We start from the raw sequence: 16,213 nt of genomic DNA on the forward strand, positions 1-16,213 counted from the left end.
TTAAAGGTTTGTGTTTAGATGTCAAGTAGATCACTACGCTAACGTAAGAACAAGAGCATCACCATCTCACTGTCTCGTTAATGTTACGTAGAGGAGGAAATGTTATTAATTCTCTAGGAGACAAAATACATAAAATCATTGCAGAATGGGATCCATTTGATTTAAAGATCTACGGTATCGGTTCCATACCAACGATTATTTGAGATAGCTTATATGAAACTAACAAGTCGCGAATCCAACGGTCGAGGGACTTGAAACCATCTTCGTCATTATTGAACACTAAAGGGTTACCGAGAGCGACACCACGGAAGTTAACGGCTCTAGCATCATGAGCCTCCTGAGCAATGTCTACACCAACAACAATATGATTAACGGTAATATTTTCAATGAGTTGATTTTGCTTATCTTGTGATTTAAACTTCATAGTAGAGCGTCCTCCTGGATGATGGAATTAAAGGGCTTTTGACCCGTTGCGTACTTCCATCGTACAGAGGCGCTCCTTTTTTTACAAAGCTGAAATTTATCCATCTACAGGAATCTAACGGGGAACGATAGTTCAATAGCGACATGATGGAAGTCGGTTTGAATAAGCAATCGGTACCCTTATTTCTAATTTTTCCTTTACCAAAATTGTGATATGGTTCACCATATCAATTATGAAGGGAAGTTTAAAAGGCACCCAGTCGGATGCCCCAATTTCTTTCTTACCGTTTCCGATTCAGTACCCTTTCAGATGAAGGAAAGACTAATTCACAAACAAGGACATAGCTTCAAAAACTTCAGGCAAGGGAACACTTTCTTCAAACGTCAACCTCAGAACCAAAACCATTTGGACTGCCCATACTTGGGCTTGAATCCTATTCTGAATCTTATTTGTAGTTGGCGTTGCGATGCTAGTGATTAAACTCGCTGTCCTCTTATTGAACAAAACAACGGCGCTGGAGATTGCGTTGTACGGCGGATCATTTTTATGGAACTTCGGGTTTTTAATTTTAATGGTTGGTGCGGGATTGGTGTCAGGTGTATTGAAAGGAAATTATAAGCAAGACTAATGAGATAGGGAAGCTGAAGCTTTTGAGATGCAAGCAGGCAATACTAAATGTATTAGACCATTAAAATGGGAGGATCTCATGGAAATTATTAATCAACTATCATCACAAGTTGGCGACCGAACTCAGGAGGCTAATCGGGTTGTCACTTTGCAGTGTCTAGATAATCCAGCGCTACTTTCGGAGGTTGCTGAAGCCCTTACAGGCTCAGATGCTTCATTACTTGGCGATTGTTGCGAGGTGATGACAAAGGTTGCGGAGTCACGGCCTGAGCTGGTGTCGCCCTATTTCGACTTGTTGGTGCCGCTGCTGTCTAGCAAAGTGACACGAGTACGGTGGGAGGCTATGCATGCCATTGCCCTGACAATTGAACGAGTGTCGGGGAAGGGCAGCGTGTTTCTACCTAAGCTGATTGCGATTATTCAGAAGGATTCCAGCACAATCGTGCGAGATTACGCCGTAGATGCTTTGGGAAATTTGGCGAGAGCCAATGAAGAAGCTGCCCTGTTGGCGTATCCTCATTTGAGGGATGCAATGCATGTTTGGGAAGGCAAACATGTGGGACGGGCACTTGCCGGACTTGGTACAGTTGCGGCAGCCGCTCCATCGTTATCCTTAGAAATTCTGCATATCGCGCACGAATATGCAGATCATAATAAGCCGACCGTACGCAAGGCGGCCAAGGCGTTATTAAAAGCGTTGAAGTAATGATTATTGCAAGGCAAGTGCATCCATGCTAGTTATAACTTCTCCCTGAATCCGTGACGCTGTCTGTTTCAATGGCTCCCCGGCGTATGTGATGGCAATTGTTGCACTAACGAGGAACTATAGTGAAGGAGCTTGCCTCGCGGCAGCTCTTTTTTTGTTCAATCAACGGGTATAAATGCAAAACAAACTTAAGAAAACGTTTATTGAAAATCCCTGAATATGGTAATGTTTAAATAAAGCATGGATTTTGATTAATCTGGCTAGGGGGTAGAACCATGACAAAAAGGCAAGGTTGTTTTACTGTAGTTAATAACAAAGAAAATAAAGTATTGTTAGTAAGGAGAAGAGACTTCCCTATCTGGGATTTACCTGGTGGAAGGATTGAAAAAGGAGAAAGCCAGGAGGAATGTGCTATTAGAGAATCAAAAGAAGAAACAGGATATCTAGTAAAAATCGAAAGAAAAATCGGAGATTATAATAGACCTCAATTTAATGACATTCAGCATGTTTTTTTGGGGAAAATAGTTGGAGGAAAAACTGGCTCTGAAACATCACAATTACGATGGTTTTCCCCAAAGAAATTACCTTTACTTTTAATTTCAGATAGAAGAAAGCAAATTAGTGATTATCTTAACAATGATTCTCCAGTAAATAAATCATTAACAAAATCCCAGTTTTACATTTCCATCATCAAATTCTGCAAGGCGTTAAAAAAGAAAAAAGCTTAAAGCTCTGCATCCTACTCGGCTTCTAATACGTCAATCGCTGCATACAATTTGGATATCCTGTGTGAAGAGGTGCTACTTTGTTTATAATTGAAGGCTTTTTTATTGCCCTTATTGCATTTTCATGGATGTGGATGCTGTTCGTTCGAAACAAATACACCAGCTTTTTATTTGGTGTCACATGTGTATCGGCACTACTTATTCTCATCGATGCAGCCCTTGGGCATTTCCGCTTTCAGCTTATTTGCTTATCGATCCTAACGATCATTATGCTGTTTTATTTTGATAAACAAAGTGGGAAGAACAAGAGACCTAATAGGATTGTGTCAATTATTCTAGGTGTTGTTGGCAGTATCTCATTGCTGGTATCTGTGCTGCCGCTCTTCTTATTGCCCGTATTTATGATCGAAAAACCAAGTGGGTCCTATAAGGTGGGTACGACGGATTATGTCTTTACCGATAAAGCGCGTGGAGATCGTAAGCTATTGGTTACATTGACCTATCCTACCGATGAGGTTGGACAGATGGCTCCTTATTTTAAGAAAGAGATGACACACGCCCTTGCAGATCGATTCAACATCCCTACATTCCTTACAAGTTATTTAAATGGCGTTAACACGCACGCATCGCTTGATGTAAAGTTATCTTCAAAGGCAAGTACCTATCCGATCGTCTTATTTTCCCACGGACTCCTACAAACGCCTATTGAGTACACGTCGCAAAATGAAGAACTGGCAAGTAACGGATATATTGTCGCGTCCATTCAACACACGAACTATTCGTTCTTGAGTGCGTTCCCAAACGGTGAAGTGGTTGCCGCAGACACTAATCTTGATTATTTAGCTGATGTGGATAAATCAGATGAATTAATTACTAATATTCATATTGTTGATGTTAAATTCGTGTTAAGCGAATTAAAAAATCTTAATAAGCAGGATACCAAACAAATCTTCACCAATAAAATAGACTGGGATCGCCTTGGCATTTTCGGGCATTCGTTTGGTGGTGCTACTGCGATGCAAATGGTTAGTGAGGTTCCGGAGCTCAAAGCGGTCATTAATATGGATGGGTTCCCTTTTGGGAAAACCGTGTTTAGTCATGGGGTATCTAAACCCTTTATGTATATCTCCACTGATGACGGGGCGCAGACGCAAGCCTATAATCCAACCGACGAAGCTATTCAAAAATCTGGGATGACAAAGGAACAATGGGATAGATCCTACCAGCAATTCATCGAGCGTACACAGGGGATGTACCGAAATGGCGGATATAAGCTTTATATCAAAAATAGTACACATCTTGGCTTAACTGATATGCCACTTTGGTCACCGATATTAAAATACGGCATCGCACCCCATTCTGACGTTAAAAAGGTTCATGCACTTATGAAGCCATATATGGTTGCTTTTTTTGACAAGTTTTTAAATAACAGAAGCGGTACAATCATGGATACAGAAGTAGAAAATGAATTTATTGCGTTTTCACAAGGTGAATAAACCAACAATGACAATGAAAAGAAGCCTGTGAGTTACTCACAGTGCTTCCTTCATTTAACCTACAACCACACGGTCTTCCCCTAAGTTATCCCCTGTGGATTATTTGATTTGTTTCTGGCTATAAAATGTAAGGCGGATTGAAGTCCATAATTGCATTCACTTACATGGTGAGCAAAGTGATGAATGTTTAATGTCCCTCTTACGTGCAACTAGCTCACCATATAACACCCCGTATATCGGATGACAAGAATATAGTGTGAGGCTTGCCTTCAGTTCTTTTTCGGTCGTAAAACTCTTTAATCCGAGTGTTTCTAGAACGAATCAGACCGCACTGAACAGCCATAACTAGCGCATATCGGAGCTGCCGCGAGCCACGTTTGGTTATTCGATTTCGGGTTGCAGTAAACTTACCTGAAGCGAATACGCTCGGGTCAATACCTGCGAATGCGACCAGTTTCTTAGGATGATCAAATCGGTCGAATTCTCCAATTTCCGATAAAATTGTTGCAGCAATTTTAGGTCCAATACCGGGAATCAACTGAATTAAATCATACTCTTCAATTTCTTTAGCCAGAGCATCAATGCATGTTCCAACTCAGCGAGATGCTCCTGGTACTGAAGAATGAGGGTGATCAGGTTCTTTAGGTTAATCAAATGGCTTGAATACATGGTTTGTTGAAAGGGATTCTGTTTTGCCGCATCTAACAGGCGATGGACTCTTTCGTTAATCCAGTTTTCTGAGCGCCCTCGTTTAGAAGAAAGTAAAAGACTGATCTTGGTATAAAGCGTTGCTTCATTTGCAAATAGAACCGAAGATGACGTTGGAAACTCAAATAAGAGTCGAAGTGAAACACTAGAATACATAGCTCCAAACACGCCTTTATATGCTGGAAAAACCTGATCCAGAACAGCTTGGAATTGCAGCTTTGTCTGCACACACATCTTAGAAAAAGACTCAAATTGCCGCGTCAAATAGCGCAGATTAAGTAACTGCACACCCTTTTTTTGAATGGTTCGAACTCTTCTTTGTAGTGAAGTTCCCCCAAAAGATAAGCGTCAGCAGCATCCGATTTCACTTACGAAGATTAGATTTTCTAAGTCGATTTGAAATAAGCGGATTGATCACAATATATAAATAATGATATTCCTCCAAAAACTGAACGACGGGGCTTTGATAATGCCCGGTTGCTTCGAGAATAAGCGTGGGACGATGTCCAGAGGCATGCTCAACTTCCTGAATAATATGGAGCAATTTCAAGAGTCCTTCTTGCGTATGTTCGAAATGAAACGTCCCTTTGAATGGTTTACCTCGATCTAAAAAAGCCTGTCCGTGGCTTTCATCTTTAGAAATGTCTAGATCAATAACTGGATTCATTCGATCTCTCCTTGGTATATATTTTGCCGGCAGCCCCTAAGATTCTTCTTGTCGCTCCATAGCATCGCATGTGATACGGGATCATAGTCCCAACCAGCCTCAATCATGGTAATGACAAGTAGGGGTGAACATTATAGCGCTCGGGATCTAGTCCCACGGGCAGGTACGTTCGACCCGACTACCTTAATCCTCCAAGCAAATGCAAAAAGGATCAACCAGTAAGTTCTGGTTGATCTCATAATACGATCGGGTAGTATGGTTCCAAAGTATGGTAATATTATATTTTTAATACTATTAGTTAGGTTTGATTCGATACTTGTAAGAAAGGAAATAAGCAATGATCAAAGATGATGAAGAGTTTTATAGTTTATTAAGTAGAAGAAATTCCGGTAAAGTTACTTGTGGTTTCGAGGACAGAAAAAATATTGAAGACGAGGAATTAAAAGAAGTTTTTTTAAAACGAATGGGCCATAACCCCAAGAAAATAAAGGGTAACTGGAAACAAGTGAATAGAAGCTATGCTAAAAATATACTTACATATACTCTTTCAAAAAACATGACTCATAATATCGATTTGGAGACAAAACCATTGGCTGAGAAATTAAGTAATTACTTTTTAGAGAAATTTCAGCCAGAGGCAGTTTTTTACACAAATGGCCAATTTGATTCAATTTCTGGATACTTTAAGCTCTATGGGTGGACAACAATAACTAGTTCCAAATTTTATACTTATGATACAGGTATAGTCGTATTCGATAATGATAAAATAGGAATGCTTTGGGCGACAGATCCTTTATAAATACCGCGTCTGACTAAGTAATATATGTAAATCGGATTAAGCTAATGGAAACTGTAGTTCAAGTTCAACATATATGCGGTAGTGACGATCATTGGTTGATCTTGCCTTATTTTAATTCATTGGGGAGTGAATATTTAGTACCAAGTCATAATACCTTGTAATATAATAATGGGTAAAAGTACCATTAGTTTGGGGGGGCTTGAAAACATGAAGTATTTCGAAGAAAATCTTTATCTTACAAGAGAGCAATTGTTAAATGAGATTTCGCATATAACAGATGAAGTATTCAATCGAAAATTTGATACAAATAAGTGGAGTATAGCCCAGATTTGTCATCATTTATTGAAGACGGAAACTTTGTTTACTAAAGCAATTCTTTTCGGGCTTGAACAAAACAAACTAACTAAAACAGTACGCAAACCGCTTGACCATGTATTAGATAGATCGAAGTTTATTAGTGCACCAAAAATTTCTGAACCAGGTACGGGACCTTTTTACGTAAATCTGCTGATTCAACAATTAAATGTTTCAAGAATAGATTTATTGGGTGTTCTAAAAAAAATTGATGACAAGTCCATTTTGGAGGAAATAGCTGTTAAACATCCAGTGTTTGAAGACTTATCATTAGATCAATGGGTTGAATTGCTCTATTTACACGAGCAACGACATATTCAACAAATAAAAGATCAAAAAAACTAAACCGATAAGTTAACGCAGAACGAGAATTCAATAACAACATGAGAAGGCAACCGGATCCAAGTGGATCGGTTGCCTTTTCTCAAGTAACTGGCAGGATTGTTGATACAAATTCAACAAACGTGATTTTCTTCAATGTCAATTTTAGAACGATTCCATCTAAAATCAGTTGTTTTATTGATAGGATTAAAACAATATGATATTTACATCCAGAATAATCCAAAAGGTGAGAAAAATGAGCGGTTGGCACGACTCTTACATAGGCAAACTTCGCAAAATCATTGGCACACAAAAGATAATCGCAAACTCAGTACGGGCAATCGTACTTGATGAAAAAGGTCGTGCATTGTTTATAAAGCGTAGTGGTGATAAAAAGTGGGGTATGCCTGCAGGAACCATGGAACTAGATGACTCAGTGTTTGATGCGATGAAGCGTGAAGTTAAAGAAGAAACAGGCCTTGATGTTCTTAAGGCAACATTAATTGCTATTTATTCTTCTCCCACAACACAAACATTTACAGACCGTTGGGGTAACGAGCATCACATAATAGAGTATCTATTTCGAGTCGATGAATGGACAGGAACGCTTGAAAAAGAGACTGATGAAAGCGTGGATGCTAAGTTTTACCCATTAGATAATTTACCGGAAGCTTCAAATGAGCCTTTTGCAAAGCATCACGAAAGGGTATTTAAAGATTATAATAAGTTTCATGGAATAATAATATTAGAATAGTAAACAAATGTAATTGAACTAACGGGAGAACGAGAGTTCAATGACAAATCATGAGAAGGCTGCCGACGATCATTGTTCGGCAGCCTTCCCCGCTATTCCAGCTAATAGCTTGTCAATATTTAATTATTAGTGACTGATTCATGAGGTGGTATACTTAAAAAAGTGCATAAGAAAGAACCGTCCTATTAAGCACTGAAATAGATTCCATATATTTCTATTTCTTGTTGCTCATTCTAACCGGAACGCTTCCTTAGTAGTTAAGATGGCAAAAATCCAGTGGATGAGTTTATTCACACATGCAATTACTGCTACTTTGAATAGCTTTCCTTCAGCACGTTTCTTATCATAATAAGCCCTTAATTTCTTATTTCTATTACTACGAATACCGCATCGTACAGCTTGATATAAGGCAGTCCGAAGCCTTCTGGAGCCGTGCTTAGTGATTTTATTTTGGGTAGATACAAACTTGCCTGAAGAAAAAACACTTGGATCAACACCGGCAAAGGCCACCAGTTTTTTTGCGTGATCAAACCGATCGATCTCACCAATCTCAGCTAAAATTGTTGCAGCAATCTTAGTACCAATTCCGGGTATCGATTGGATTAAATCATATTCAAGTAACTCTTCAGCCAGGCCATCTACCGATTTATTTAGGGTTGATAGATGATCCTGGTATTGAAGAAGCAATTTGATGAGCAGTTGCATGGAGATCAAATGGCTTGAAAAAGCCGTCTCCTTAAAGGGGTTTTGCTTTGCTGCCGCTCCTAGGATTTGAGCACGTTCCAAGCACCATGAGACGGATTTGCCGCGTCCAGTAAGACTTTGGATTGCAGTAGTAATCTCCAACTCAGACATTTCTAGGACTTCTTTTGATGTTGGGTGTAAAGCCAAAAATCGAAGGGACACCTTTGAATAAAGGTCACCAAACACGCCATGATATTCAGGGAAAACTTGATCCAGAATAGCCTGGAACTGTAGTTTTGCTTGGACATACATACCTGTTAAAGCTTCATATTGGCGTGTTAGAAAGCGTAAATTCATGAGATGCTGCCCGCGCTTTTTGTAGGGTTCTAACTCTTCTTTGTAGAACAGGGTCCCTAATAGATGGGCATCTGCAGCATCCGTCTTTAACCTTCGCAAATTGGTTTTCTTGGCGTTATGTGAGATTAACGGATTAATGACGATGTTCAAATACTGGTGCTCATCTAGAAACTGAACAACGGGGCTTTGATAATGGCCTGTTGCTTCCATAACAATGGCAGGACGAATCCCTGCTGCCGATTCCACACCTCTAATATAACTTAGAAAAGACGCTAGACCTTCAAGATCATGATTAAACCTAAAGATCTTCCCATGAGGTACTCCACGATCTAAAAAAGCTTGAGCATGGCTCTCTCCCTTTGATACATCCAAACCGATGACTGGATTCATGACATCACTCCTGTATTATTTTAACCGGAAACCCCTAACCTTCTTGTCTTCCACACTATCGCATGTGATACGGGATTCATGTCCCAACCAGCCTAACCATGGTTGAACAAGTAGGGGGGATGAACTGAATAGCTCTCGGAATCCAAGTCCCACGGGCAGAAATGTTCGATCCCCGGCTACCGCTATAATAAGACCACACAAAAATGAGGTTTACCAGAAAGATCTGCTGACCTCATAATACGAAAGGGCAGGATTGTGGGGTCAACTGTTGAATATTCATGTTATGATTTATATTTCATTCTAGTAGGAAAAGACACTCTAAAAGGTGGTTTGAGTTAATGAACCTTGAAGTTGGAAAACATTACAGATTCATTTATGAAAACGGAAGTAAGATTGCTGGGGAATTAACAGACATTAAAATTATTGGAACTGAGATTTACTCACTTTGGATCGATATAGGCAGGCTTTCTATCTACTTAGCTTACCGCGATTTGAGAGAAATAATTGAAATCGATTCATATGAGAATGAACTGAGCTAAAGCCAAGTAATTAAACTAACGCGAAACGATAGTGAAATTAAGCAGACTGCTGTGGCAGTCTGCTTTGTTCGTTGAAGTAACGGGCAGGATAGTATGGTAAAATGAGGTGAAAATCTTGATGGGTGGGGGACAGGGGTGGAATTTTGAGCGTATGGAGAAGAAAAGCCACGGAGTTGTTTGATATTCGTTTTGGAACTATTTTTCATGAAACAATTTATGATGTGTTTCAGACTCTCTCAGATATGGTAAAAGTAGCTCATCATCGTGGTGATGAAGAGCAGCTTAAGAAAATATATGAATATGCTGAATGGTGTTCCAATCAAAGAGCCGAAGATTTATGGAATGCAGCAGGGGTATCCTTTTATGAACATCTAGTTGATGACAAAATTACTTACCAAGCAATTCCTTATTGGATTAAGCCAAGAATATTTTCGCAAATTAAAGGTCTTCTCAGATGGAGAATTGAAGATGATATAGCTTATCGAGAATTAGTTGACTGTTTTAATAGGGTCAATGGAACGAACATCGAATATTAAACGGGTAACTATAGTTTAAAACAATATCTCATCAATGCAACGGGTTCGAGTAAGTTATTTTTATTAGTGATATTTGATTAATTTTTAAATATTTGGAGGTGAGAATTTGGTTACTAATTGGTCTATGGGTGGGAAGAGAATAGAAGCAAGTCATACTTTAAAGGAATTTATTTATATGTTTTTTAAAAAGAAATTGTGTCCAGATTGTGGAGCGAAAATGAAGAAAAAAATTAAAGACCACTCGCTTGGCGATAAGCCATTCGTTGATCGAGGTTTTGACGGTAAGACACTGTATACACATACTGAACGAATTATAAGAAATTATGCTTATCATTGTGATGTATGCAATATTGAGTACCCAATACAACACCTAGCTTCTAAAAAGCACAACGAGAATAATTCAGTAAGATAAATAGTTCGCTCGCGCATTTCGTTGAACTAAAGGGTAACGATAGTTGAGGGGCTTGCTTCGCGGCAGCCCTTTTTTTGTATTACGTGACGTAATTCACAAAACAAATAAAATAACACCTCCGCAGGATAGAGGTGTTTAGAAAGATTTCTTTTTAAACCCTAGTACGAGCGTGCTCTCCGTTAGCCTTAACCTTTTGCCGCATCCATGTTCATGTAGTTAATGGCCCACAGATGGCCGTCCAAGTCCACGAAGCCCCAATGATACATGAACCCATGATCTTCAGGTTCAGCGTGCAATTTCCCGCCCAAGGAGACCGCGGTATTCACGATTTCATCGACCTTTTCCCGGCTCTCGAAGGCCAATGCGATCGTCATCTGCGCATACTTGCTCGTATCGACGGATTCCTTCTCCGTGAGCGTATTAAAGAATGCTTGATTGATCAGCATGACCTGCAGGTTGTCGCCGATCACGATGGCTACCGAATTCTCGTTCTCGGGGAATTGCGGGTTGAGCTCGAATCCGAGTCCGGTGAAGAACGCTTTCGATTGTTCTACGTTTTTTACAGGCAGGTTGAAGCTCGTGAATGCGGACGTTAATGCCATTTTCTAAACACCTCTTCGTCAAATTAGTTTGTGTTCATTTATGCCTTCTTTTATATAGACGACAGCCGATCCGGGAATTCATCGGTCTCATGGATTCGGAAGCCCGTAAATTTTGAAAAATAACTTGGTATTGAGTTCGGATACCCGCCATTCCCGTAAGGTTGCTTATTCTTATTGTGCAGGGATAAAGATTGAACCTCTCTAAAAAGGAATTCGTCTGAATATATGACAATTAAAGGGTGGGTATCGAGTGACGGAATGAGGGAACGGTATGGAATTTAATGATAAAACCGAAGTGCGAAAGAAAAAGTTCGAAACCGTCGCCATTTCAGTATTAGGTTAAATGTCTTTTCATGCTTACATTTCTCCTGTTCTCTTCACTAATCGTACGTTTTGCTTATCTACAGTTCGTCGAGGGTCCGAGTCTCTAGGAACGCCAGACAAGCATGATCACGAAGGGCGTATCCATCCCGCCCATCCGCGGCAATATTTAAGATTCGGCGGGACAGCAGATCGCATATTCGATCTCAACTCAGTCCCTATATTTTACTTTCAAAACAGGCTTTAAGCAAGAAGCGGCGGAGGCGCTGGCTGCAAAACTCGTGCAGCTGTTTAACGAAAAAGGCGAAGTGAATTCCAAGCCGTTGACGACTCAGGAAGTTATCAAGGCTATGGACATCAAAGGCAGAACGCATCTGCCATTTCAACAACGACGGATCAAATCGGGACTGTCAAAAGAAGAGATCGCCTATCTTAGCGAGCACCGCGACGAGTATCCGGACATGGAGATCGTGGAGGAGCGCATCCGCCAGTACAGTCCCGACCGGGTCGCCGTTCAATTGGTCGGCTATATGAACAAGCTGAAGGGAGCCAAGGAGAATCTGGACTTTTATAAAAGAAATCAACGCGGATCAATCGGATCCCACGCTTAAGTATTTGGATTCCGAGGAGGTCGGCTACGACGGCATCGAGTTGATGTATCAGAAGGAGATGCGGGGGCTTAACGGTTATAAATCCTATCAAATCGACAGCATGAGCCGGATCGTCGGCGACATGAAGCTGACCAAGCCGGTCAAGGGGCAGAATCTGTATCTAACGATTAATCGCAAGGTGCAGCTCACCGCACAGCAAGCCATTCTCGATCAGATCGTGACAACCCGGTTAATTACACAGCCTGCCGGCGAGATCCTGCAGGCTGTTCAGCTAACGCAGAACGTTTTGTTCAATACACAGTAACGGGAGGCTGCCGGAACGATCGGCAGCCTTTCGCTCACCTAACGGGCAGTTTAGTTTAATTAAAGACTCTAAATTTATGATAAGATTTATTGTATTTTATCCTACAATCTGTCGAGTTTGATATTTGATAATGTGATGGAATTAAAGTGTACGAATGAAAGCAAGATTTTTTAACAGTGGGGTACGCCCCGTCAAAGACGCACGGTGAGAAAGGCGAACTGAAGAATGCCAACCTGTCGCCGCTTCGAAAATCAACCTCATACAAAGTCTGAGATTCCCGCGTACATTTTTTTCTTTTCAGAAAACCGATCTTTTTTACTGAATTGAACCAATATAGGACGAAAATAAACTTTCTTAGGGAGGGCCCCTTTAATGGAGGAAGAGAATGTCCATGAGCTGCTGAAGCGGATGGCGAATGGGGACGAAACGGCGTTTGCAGAGCTTTATGAAGAAACGCGTCATGACGTCTACCGGATGATAGCGTTTTTGATCCCGAATTCGCAGGACGCTGTGGAAGTAGCAAATGAAGTATACGTTCAGTTGTGGAAATCGCTACGTTCCTATGACGGAAAACGATCTTTCCGTTTCTGGTTGCATGGTATCGTCGTACATCAAGTGAACAATCACCGGAGAAACCTGTGGCGAAACTTTCGCATTTTCGAAAAGAAGAAGCAATCACTTGTTACGTTGGTTATACCGGCTCATGAATCTTTGATTGATCTGGAAACCCAAGACGAACTATTTCAGTTAATTATGAAGATATCCAAGAAGCTACGCACAGTACTTGTACTACGCTATTATCAGGATTATAGCTTCGAGGAAATGGCATCATTACTTGGAGTTCCTATCGGCACCGTAAAATCCCGGCACCATGCTGCCGTTGAGAAATTGCGATTGACTTGGGCAAATAATAATGAAATGGTGGAGGATTCCCATGGATATCGAACAAATTCGTAGGTCTTTTCAAAATTCTGCCCGAACGATTAAAGTTCCAGTGGAGCTTGACGAATTGGTTGCTGAAGGCTTTAAACGATGGAAGAAGACAAGAGGAAGCCGACCAAGGAAATTGCAGCGCATTGCTGTGGGTGTTCTTATCGGAGCATTTGCTTTTACGGCCATGGCATTTGCAAGTCCCGATTTCGCTGACCGCATTTACGGTTCATACACTGAGTTAAAAAAGAAAGTTGTTACGGTTTCGATACAGGAATACCAGAAAGTTGGAATGAAATTCGCAGGAGCGCAGCGCGAATTGGGCGATGATTATCCTGCATTCGAGAAATTGTCGAAACAAATGGTTGTCGCCAAGGTGGAATATGCCAAAGACCATTCGCAGATTGATTTCTCGGCACTTAACCCGGAAACATACTCCAAATTAAAGCAGCTTTATGCCGATATCCAGCCGTACTTTGACCGTTTGAATCACTTACCAATGGCCCGTAATGTGCTGACGTCCGAAGAATACGACGATTATATTGTAGCGCAAATGCAACGTGAGACCATTTTGGCGAGAGCTGGAGTTAACCCAAGCGATGGCCCCGTTCAAGTGAAGAATCTGCCGACCGAACTCCAGCCTAGCTACGAAAAGGCGGAGCAAAAAATTAGAGAGTTCGAGCAGAAAATTCGCCAATCGGCAAAACCAAAAGTCATAGACTGACATGAAATATTTTTTTAATCCTAAATGTAACTGAACTAACTGAACAGATGAAAAGGCCATCCCGCAAAAGATGGCCTTTTCAAACTTGCCGCTGCAGACAGTACGGATAACCATATCACAGGTAAAAGTACGGATCATTGCGCTAACGGGTAACGATAGTTTATAAAACAGCAGAAGGATCCGCCGCGGCGGATCCTTCTTATTCTGACTTCTGCACAAAATAAGCGGTTATATACAGATGTCCTGATGGGCGTTGCGCTAACTGACAGAATTGTAAAAAAACTATGTTAAAATATTTCCCCTTATAATTGAACCATTTTAGGCTTCAAGGTGTATATCACATGAGGTTTAAGATAGGAGGCAAGGATACGATTGAATAGTGATTCAGACCAACCAAAATCTAAGATATTTGAAACATATGCTCCCTATGTTTTTAAGGTAGCATTATTAATAACACGCTCAAGGACCCTATCGGATGATATCACGCAAGAAACATTTATTAGGGTTTTTAAGAAGTATCACTTATATGACCCACAAAAACCAATTGAACCTTGGTTATACAGGATTACGGTTAACGTGACAAAAAACATAATGAGAAAACAAAAATGGTTAAAATTATTTGGCGATATTCCAAATTCAAAAAGCACTGTTTCTTCAGAATCAGAGTTTCTCCAGCATGAACGTGATCAAGAATTGTGGGACGCCGTAGGCAGGTTAAATTTGAAATATAAGCAAATATTAGTTTTACGTTACTATTCAGGCATGCAATTAAACAAAATTGCGTCCATCTTAGATATACCGTTAGGGACTTGTAAATCAAGGCTCCATGCAGCATTAAAAAAGTTAAAATTCGAGCTGAATGCAGAAGGAGGGGGGATTTTGGATGAAACCTAAAGATAATACTAATGAGATTGAATCTAGGTTGACCAATATGTTTCGGAATGCAGTGGCGGAAGAAGAATCATCTGTGAATTATACGGAAGTTTTAAGTAAATCACATTCTTCGGTAACTGTACTTCTCCAAAAAAAACGTATGGCATTATTAATCGCTCTTTGCGTAATTTTGGTGTTTCCTACGGCTGGTTACGCAATTAGCAAGGTTTCTATCGGTGAACTTTTCAATGAAATCAAGCAAAAACTCGTACAGCACCAAGTAGACGGTAACAACATTGCAGCGACCGTCAATGGTCAAAACATTCTAGTTAAGGATTTTGTTTTCTACAAAGCAAACCTTGAATTCATTTGGAAAATGAATGACGTCAAAGTAAACAAAACAGATATGGAATTATTAACCGATATGATAAAAGAGCAGCTTGTTGTTGATTATGCCATGGAAAAGGGATACACGGTTTCTAACGAAGAGATTAATTCTTACATCCAAGAGTTGAGAAAAAATATGAATCAGCCCGATTTCCCAGAGGACATGAAAGAGATTATGCAAAATCGCATTAAGCTGTCAGGATTGTCTGAAGACGATTTTTGGAAAAGTCCAGATATTATAAAAGCCTATAGGGACTTATTGATGAAAACCAAAGTAGTTGGGCAAAAGCTGAACTTGACCGTATCTAGTTATGAAAAATTTAAAGAAGAACTTTGGAACCAGAAAAAAAGTAATATCCGAATTTATAAAGAAAATCTCTAACTTACTGCGCTAACGGGTAAGTACGACAAGTTCTGCTATAAGCATCACATAGTGTGAAAAGCAGGAGATTACAGCAGTGATCTCAACTTTACAACCGAGGATGGGAATGACGGAACCATGTATCCCGAAACCATCCCGCCAATACTCCTGCACGCGTCATGTTTAACAGAACATGAGGTGTGAAGTACAGGTAGATTCGACAGAACGAAGGCTAGAGCCATTCGAATAGAAAAGGTATGCCAACGGATATGTCGCGCGGCTGAAAAACTGAATATGGTGAGAATGCTCGCATAGAAGCGAACTGACGAACTTCCGAATGTACAGGTCTAAAGTTAGAGCATGCGGAAACGCATGTACCATTAAACGATGGGGTGAGTGGCGTAAAGTAAAACTTTATCCTATGAAATACGCTATGCCGAACTATGGTGGCATTAATCTCACAGGCTTAGAGGAAGCACCTAAGTTCAGAAAAAAAAAAAAGCTAGGCTGTAAGGGACTTGGAAAACAAGGGACGTTGCAGGAAGGGCTGTTACCCGAAACGGTTGCAATAAGGCACTGGCTGAAATGCATTAATCCTTGT

At 40.4% G+C, this 16,213-nt stretch carries 18 protein-coding genes and 3 pseudogenes; 17 read left to right on the top strand and 4 right to left on the bottom strand.

The features are described from left to right. Positions 1-178: 178 nt before the first annotated feature. Positions 179-424 (bottom strand): annotated as a pseudogene (locus tag AC58PQ_RS26380) (IS110 family RNA-guided transposase); the annotation flags it as partial. Positions 425-890: 466 nt separating this feature from the next. On the opposite strand from AC58PQ_RS26380, the gene AC58PQ_RS26385 reads away from it, so the two are divergent. The 4 genes from AC58PQ_RS26385 (at position 891) to AC58PQ_RS26400 (ending at position 3,978) form a co-directional block, all read left to right on the top strand. After that, positions 891-1,052 (top strand): hypothetical protein, encoded by a 162-nt coding sequence (locus tag AC58PQ_RS26385; RefSeq protein ID WP_497246832.1) that lies wholly within the window; start codon positions 891-893, stop codon positions 1,050-1,052. 78 nt (positions 1,053-1,130) lie between these two features. Further along, positions 1,131-1,757: a hypothetical protein gene (locus tag AC58PQ_RS26390; RefSeq protein ID WP_497246834.1), complete on the top strand. Its 627-nt coding sequence runs from the start codon at positions 1,131-1,133 to the stop codon at positions 1,755-1,757. Positions 1,758-2,032: 275 nt separating this feature from the next. Next, positions 2,033-2,485, top strand: a complete 453-nt coding sequence (locus AC58PQ_RS26395) for an NUDIX hydrolase (RefSeq protein WP_497246836.1) — start codon at positions 2,033-2,035, stop codon at positions 2,483-2,485. 77 nt (positions 2,486-2,562) lie between these two features. Beyond that, entirely contained in the window at positions 2,563-3,978 is a 1,416-nt protein-coding gene (locus AC58PQ_RS26400; protein WP_497246838.1) for an alpha/beta hydrolase family protein, read from the top strand. A gap of 214 nt (positions 3,979-4,192) precedes the next feature. Here the strand turns inward: AC58PQ_RS26400 and AC58PQ_RS26405 are convergent. Beyond that, positions 4,193-5,353, bottom strand: a pseudogene (locus tag AC58PQ_RS26405) (IS110 family RNA-guided transposase). Positions 5,354-5,690: 337 nt separating this feature from the next. Between AC58PQ_RS26405 and AC58PQ_RS26410 the strand changes: the two are divergent. The 3 genes from AC58PQ_RS26410 (at position 5,691) to AC58PQ_RS26420 (ending at position 7,581) form a co-directional block, all read left to right on the top strand. Next, positions 5,691-6,152 carry a hypothetical protein gene (locus tag AC58PQ_RS26410; protein WP_497246840.1) on the top strand — a complete coding sequence of 154 codons (462 nt, stop codon included), beginning with the start codon at positions 5,691-5,693 and terminating at the stop codon, positions 6,150-6,152. A gap of 207 nt (positions 6,153-6,359) precedes the next feature. Next, positions 6,360-6,851: a DinB family protein gene (locus AC58PQ_RS26415; RefSeq protein ID WP_497246842.1), complete on the top strand. Its 492-nt coding sequence runs from the start codon at positions 6,360-6,362 to the stop codon at positions 6,849-6,851. A 232-nt stretch (positions 6,852-7,083) separates the two neighbouring features. After that, positions 7,084-7,581, top strand: coding sequence for an NUDIX domain-containing protein (locus tag AC58PQ_RS26420; protein ID WP_497246844.1), 498 nt, complete (start codon positions 7,084-7,086; stop codon positions 7,579-7,581). Positions 7,582-7,809: 228 nt separating this feature from the next. On the opposite strand, the gene AC58PQ_RS26425 is transcribed toward AC58PQ_RS26420, so the two are convergent. Then, positions 7,810-9,012 (bottom strand): IS110 family RNA-guided transposase, encoded by a 1,203-nt coding sequence (locus AC58PQ_RS26425; protein ID WP_497246846.1) that lies wholly within the window; start codon positions 9,010-9,012, stop codon positions 7,810-7,812. 338 nt (positions 9,013-9,350) lie between these two features. On the opposite strand from AC58PQ_RS26425, the gene AC58PQ_RS26430 reads away from it, so the two are divergent. From AC58PQ_RS26430 to AC58PQ_RS26440, 3 genes are all read left to right on the top strand, one after another. After that, positions 9,351-9,551, top strand: coding sequence for a hypothetical protein (locus AC58PQ_RS26430; protein WP_497246848.1), 201 nt, complete (start codon positions 9,351-9,353; stop codon positions 9,549-9,551). 143 nt (positions 9,552-9,694) lie between these two features. Continuing rightward, positions 9,695-10,087 (top strand): DUF7674 family protein, encoded by a 393-nt coding sequence (locus AC58PQ_RS26435; protein WP_497246851.1) that lies wholly within the window; start codon positions 9,695-9,697, stop codon positions 10,085-10,087. A 106-nt stretch (positions 10,088-10,193) separates the two neighbouring features. Then, the gene (locus tag AC58PQ_RS26440; protein ID WP_497246853.1) at positions 10,194-10,499 is read left to right on the top strand and encodes a hypothetical protein; all 306 of its coding nucleotides are present in this window, start codon (positions 10,194-10,196) and stop codon (positions 10,497-10,499) included. 185 nt (positions 10,500-10,684) lie between these two features. Here AC58PQ_RS26440 and AC58PQ_RS26445 read toward each other — a convergent pair whose 3' ends face one another. Continuing rightward, positions 10,685-11,101, bottom strand: a complete 417-nt coding sequence (locus AC58PQ_RS26445) for a VOC family protein (RefSeq protein ID WP_497246855.1) — start codon at positions 11,099-11,101, stop codon at positions 10,685-10,687. A gap of 506 nt (positions 11,102-11,607) precedes the next feature. Between AC58PQ_RS26445 and AC58PQ_RS26450 the strand changes: the two are divergent. The 7 genes and pseudogenes from AC58PQ_RS26450 to AC58PQ_RS26480 all read left to right on the top strand — a co-directional run. After that, a pseudogene (locus AC58PQ_RS26450) lies at positions 11,608-12,033 on the top strand (penicillin-binding protein 2); the annotation flags it as partial. 4 nt (positions 12,034-12,037) lie between these two features. Beyond that, positions 12,038-12,337 carry a hypothetical protein gene (locus AC58PQ_RS26455; RefSeq protein WP_497246857.1) on the top strand — a complete coding sequence of 100 codons (300 nt, stop codon included), beginning with the start codon at positions 12,038-12,040 and terminating at the stop codon, positions 12,335-12,337. Positions 12,338-12,709: 372 nt separating this feature from the next. Continuing rightward, a complete protein-coding gene (locus AC58PQ_RS26460; protein WP_497246859.1) occupies positions 12,710-13,294 on the top strand; it encodes a sigma-70 family RNA polymerase sigma factor in 585 nt (194 codons plus the stop codon). Continuing rightward, entirely contained in the window at positions 13,272-13,991 is a 720-nt protein-coding gene (locus AC58PQ_RS26465) for a DUF3600 domain-containing protein (RefSeq protein WP_497246861.1), read from the top strand. The genes AC58PQ_RS26460 and AC58PQ_RS26465 overlap by 23 nt, the downstream gene beginning before the upstream one ends. Positions 13,992-14,363: 372 nt before the next feature. After that, positions 14,364-14,885 carry an RNA polymerase sigma factor gene (locus tag AC58PQ_RS26470; protein WP_497246863.1) on the top strand — a complete coding sequence of 174 codons (522 nt, stop codon included), beginning with the start codon at positions 14,364-14,366 and terminating at the stop codon, positions 14,883-14,885. Beyond that, positions 14,875-15,633, top strand: coding sequence for a SurA N-terminal domain-containing protein (locus tag AC58PQ_RS26475; RefSeq protein ID WP_497246865.1), 759 nt, complete (start codon positions 14,875-14,877; stop codon positions 15,631-15,633). Before AC58PQ_RS26470 ends, AC58PQ_RS26475 begins: the two co-directional genes overlap by 11 nt. Positions 15,634-16,033: 400 nt before the next feature. Beyond that, on the top strand, positions 16,034-16,213 hold a 180-nt coding region (locus AC58PQ_RS26480), incomplete at its 3' end, for a hypothetical protein (RefSeq protein ID WP_497246867.1).

The sequence above is a fragment of the Paenibacillus sp. J22P143 genome, assembly GCF_059692035.1.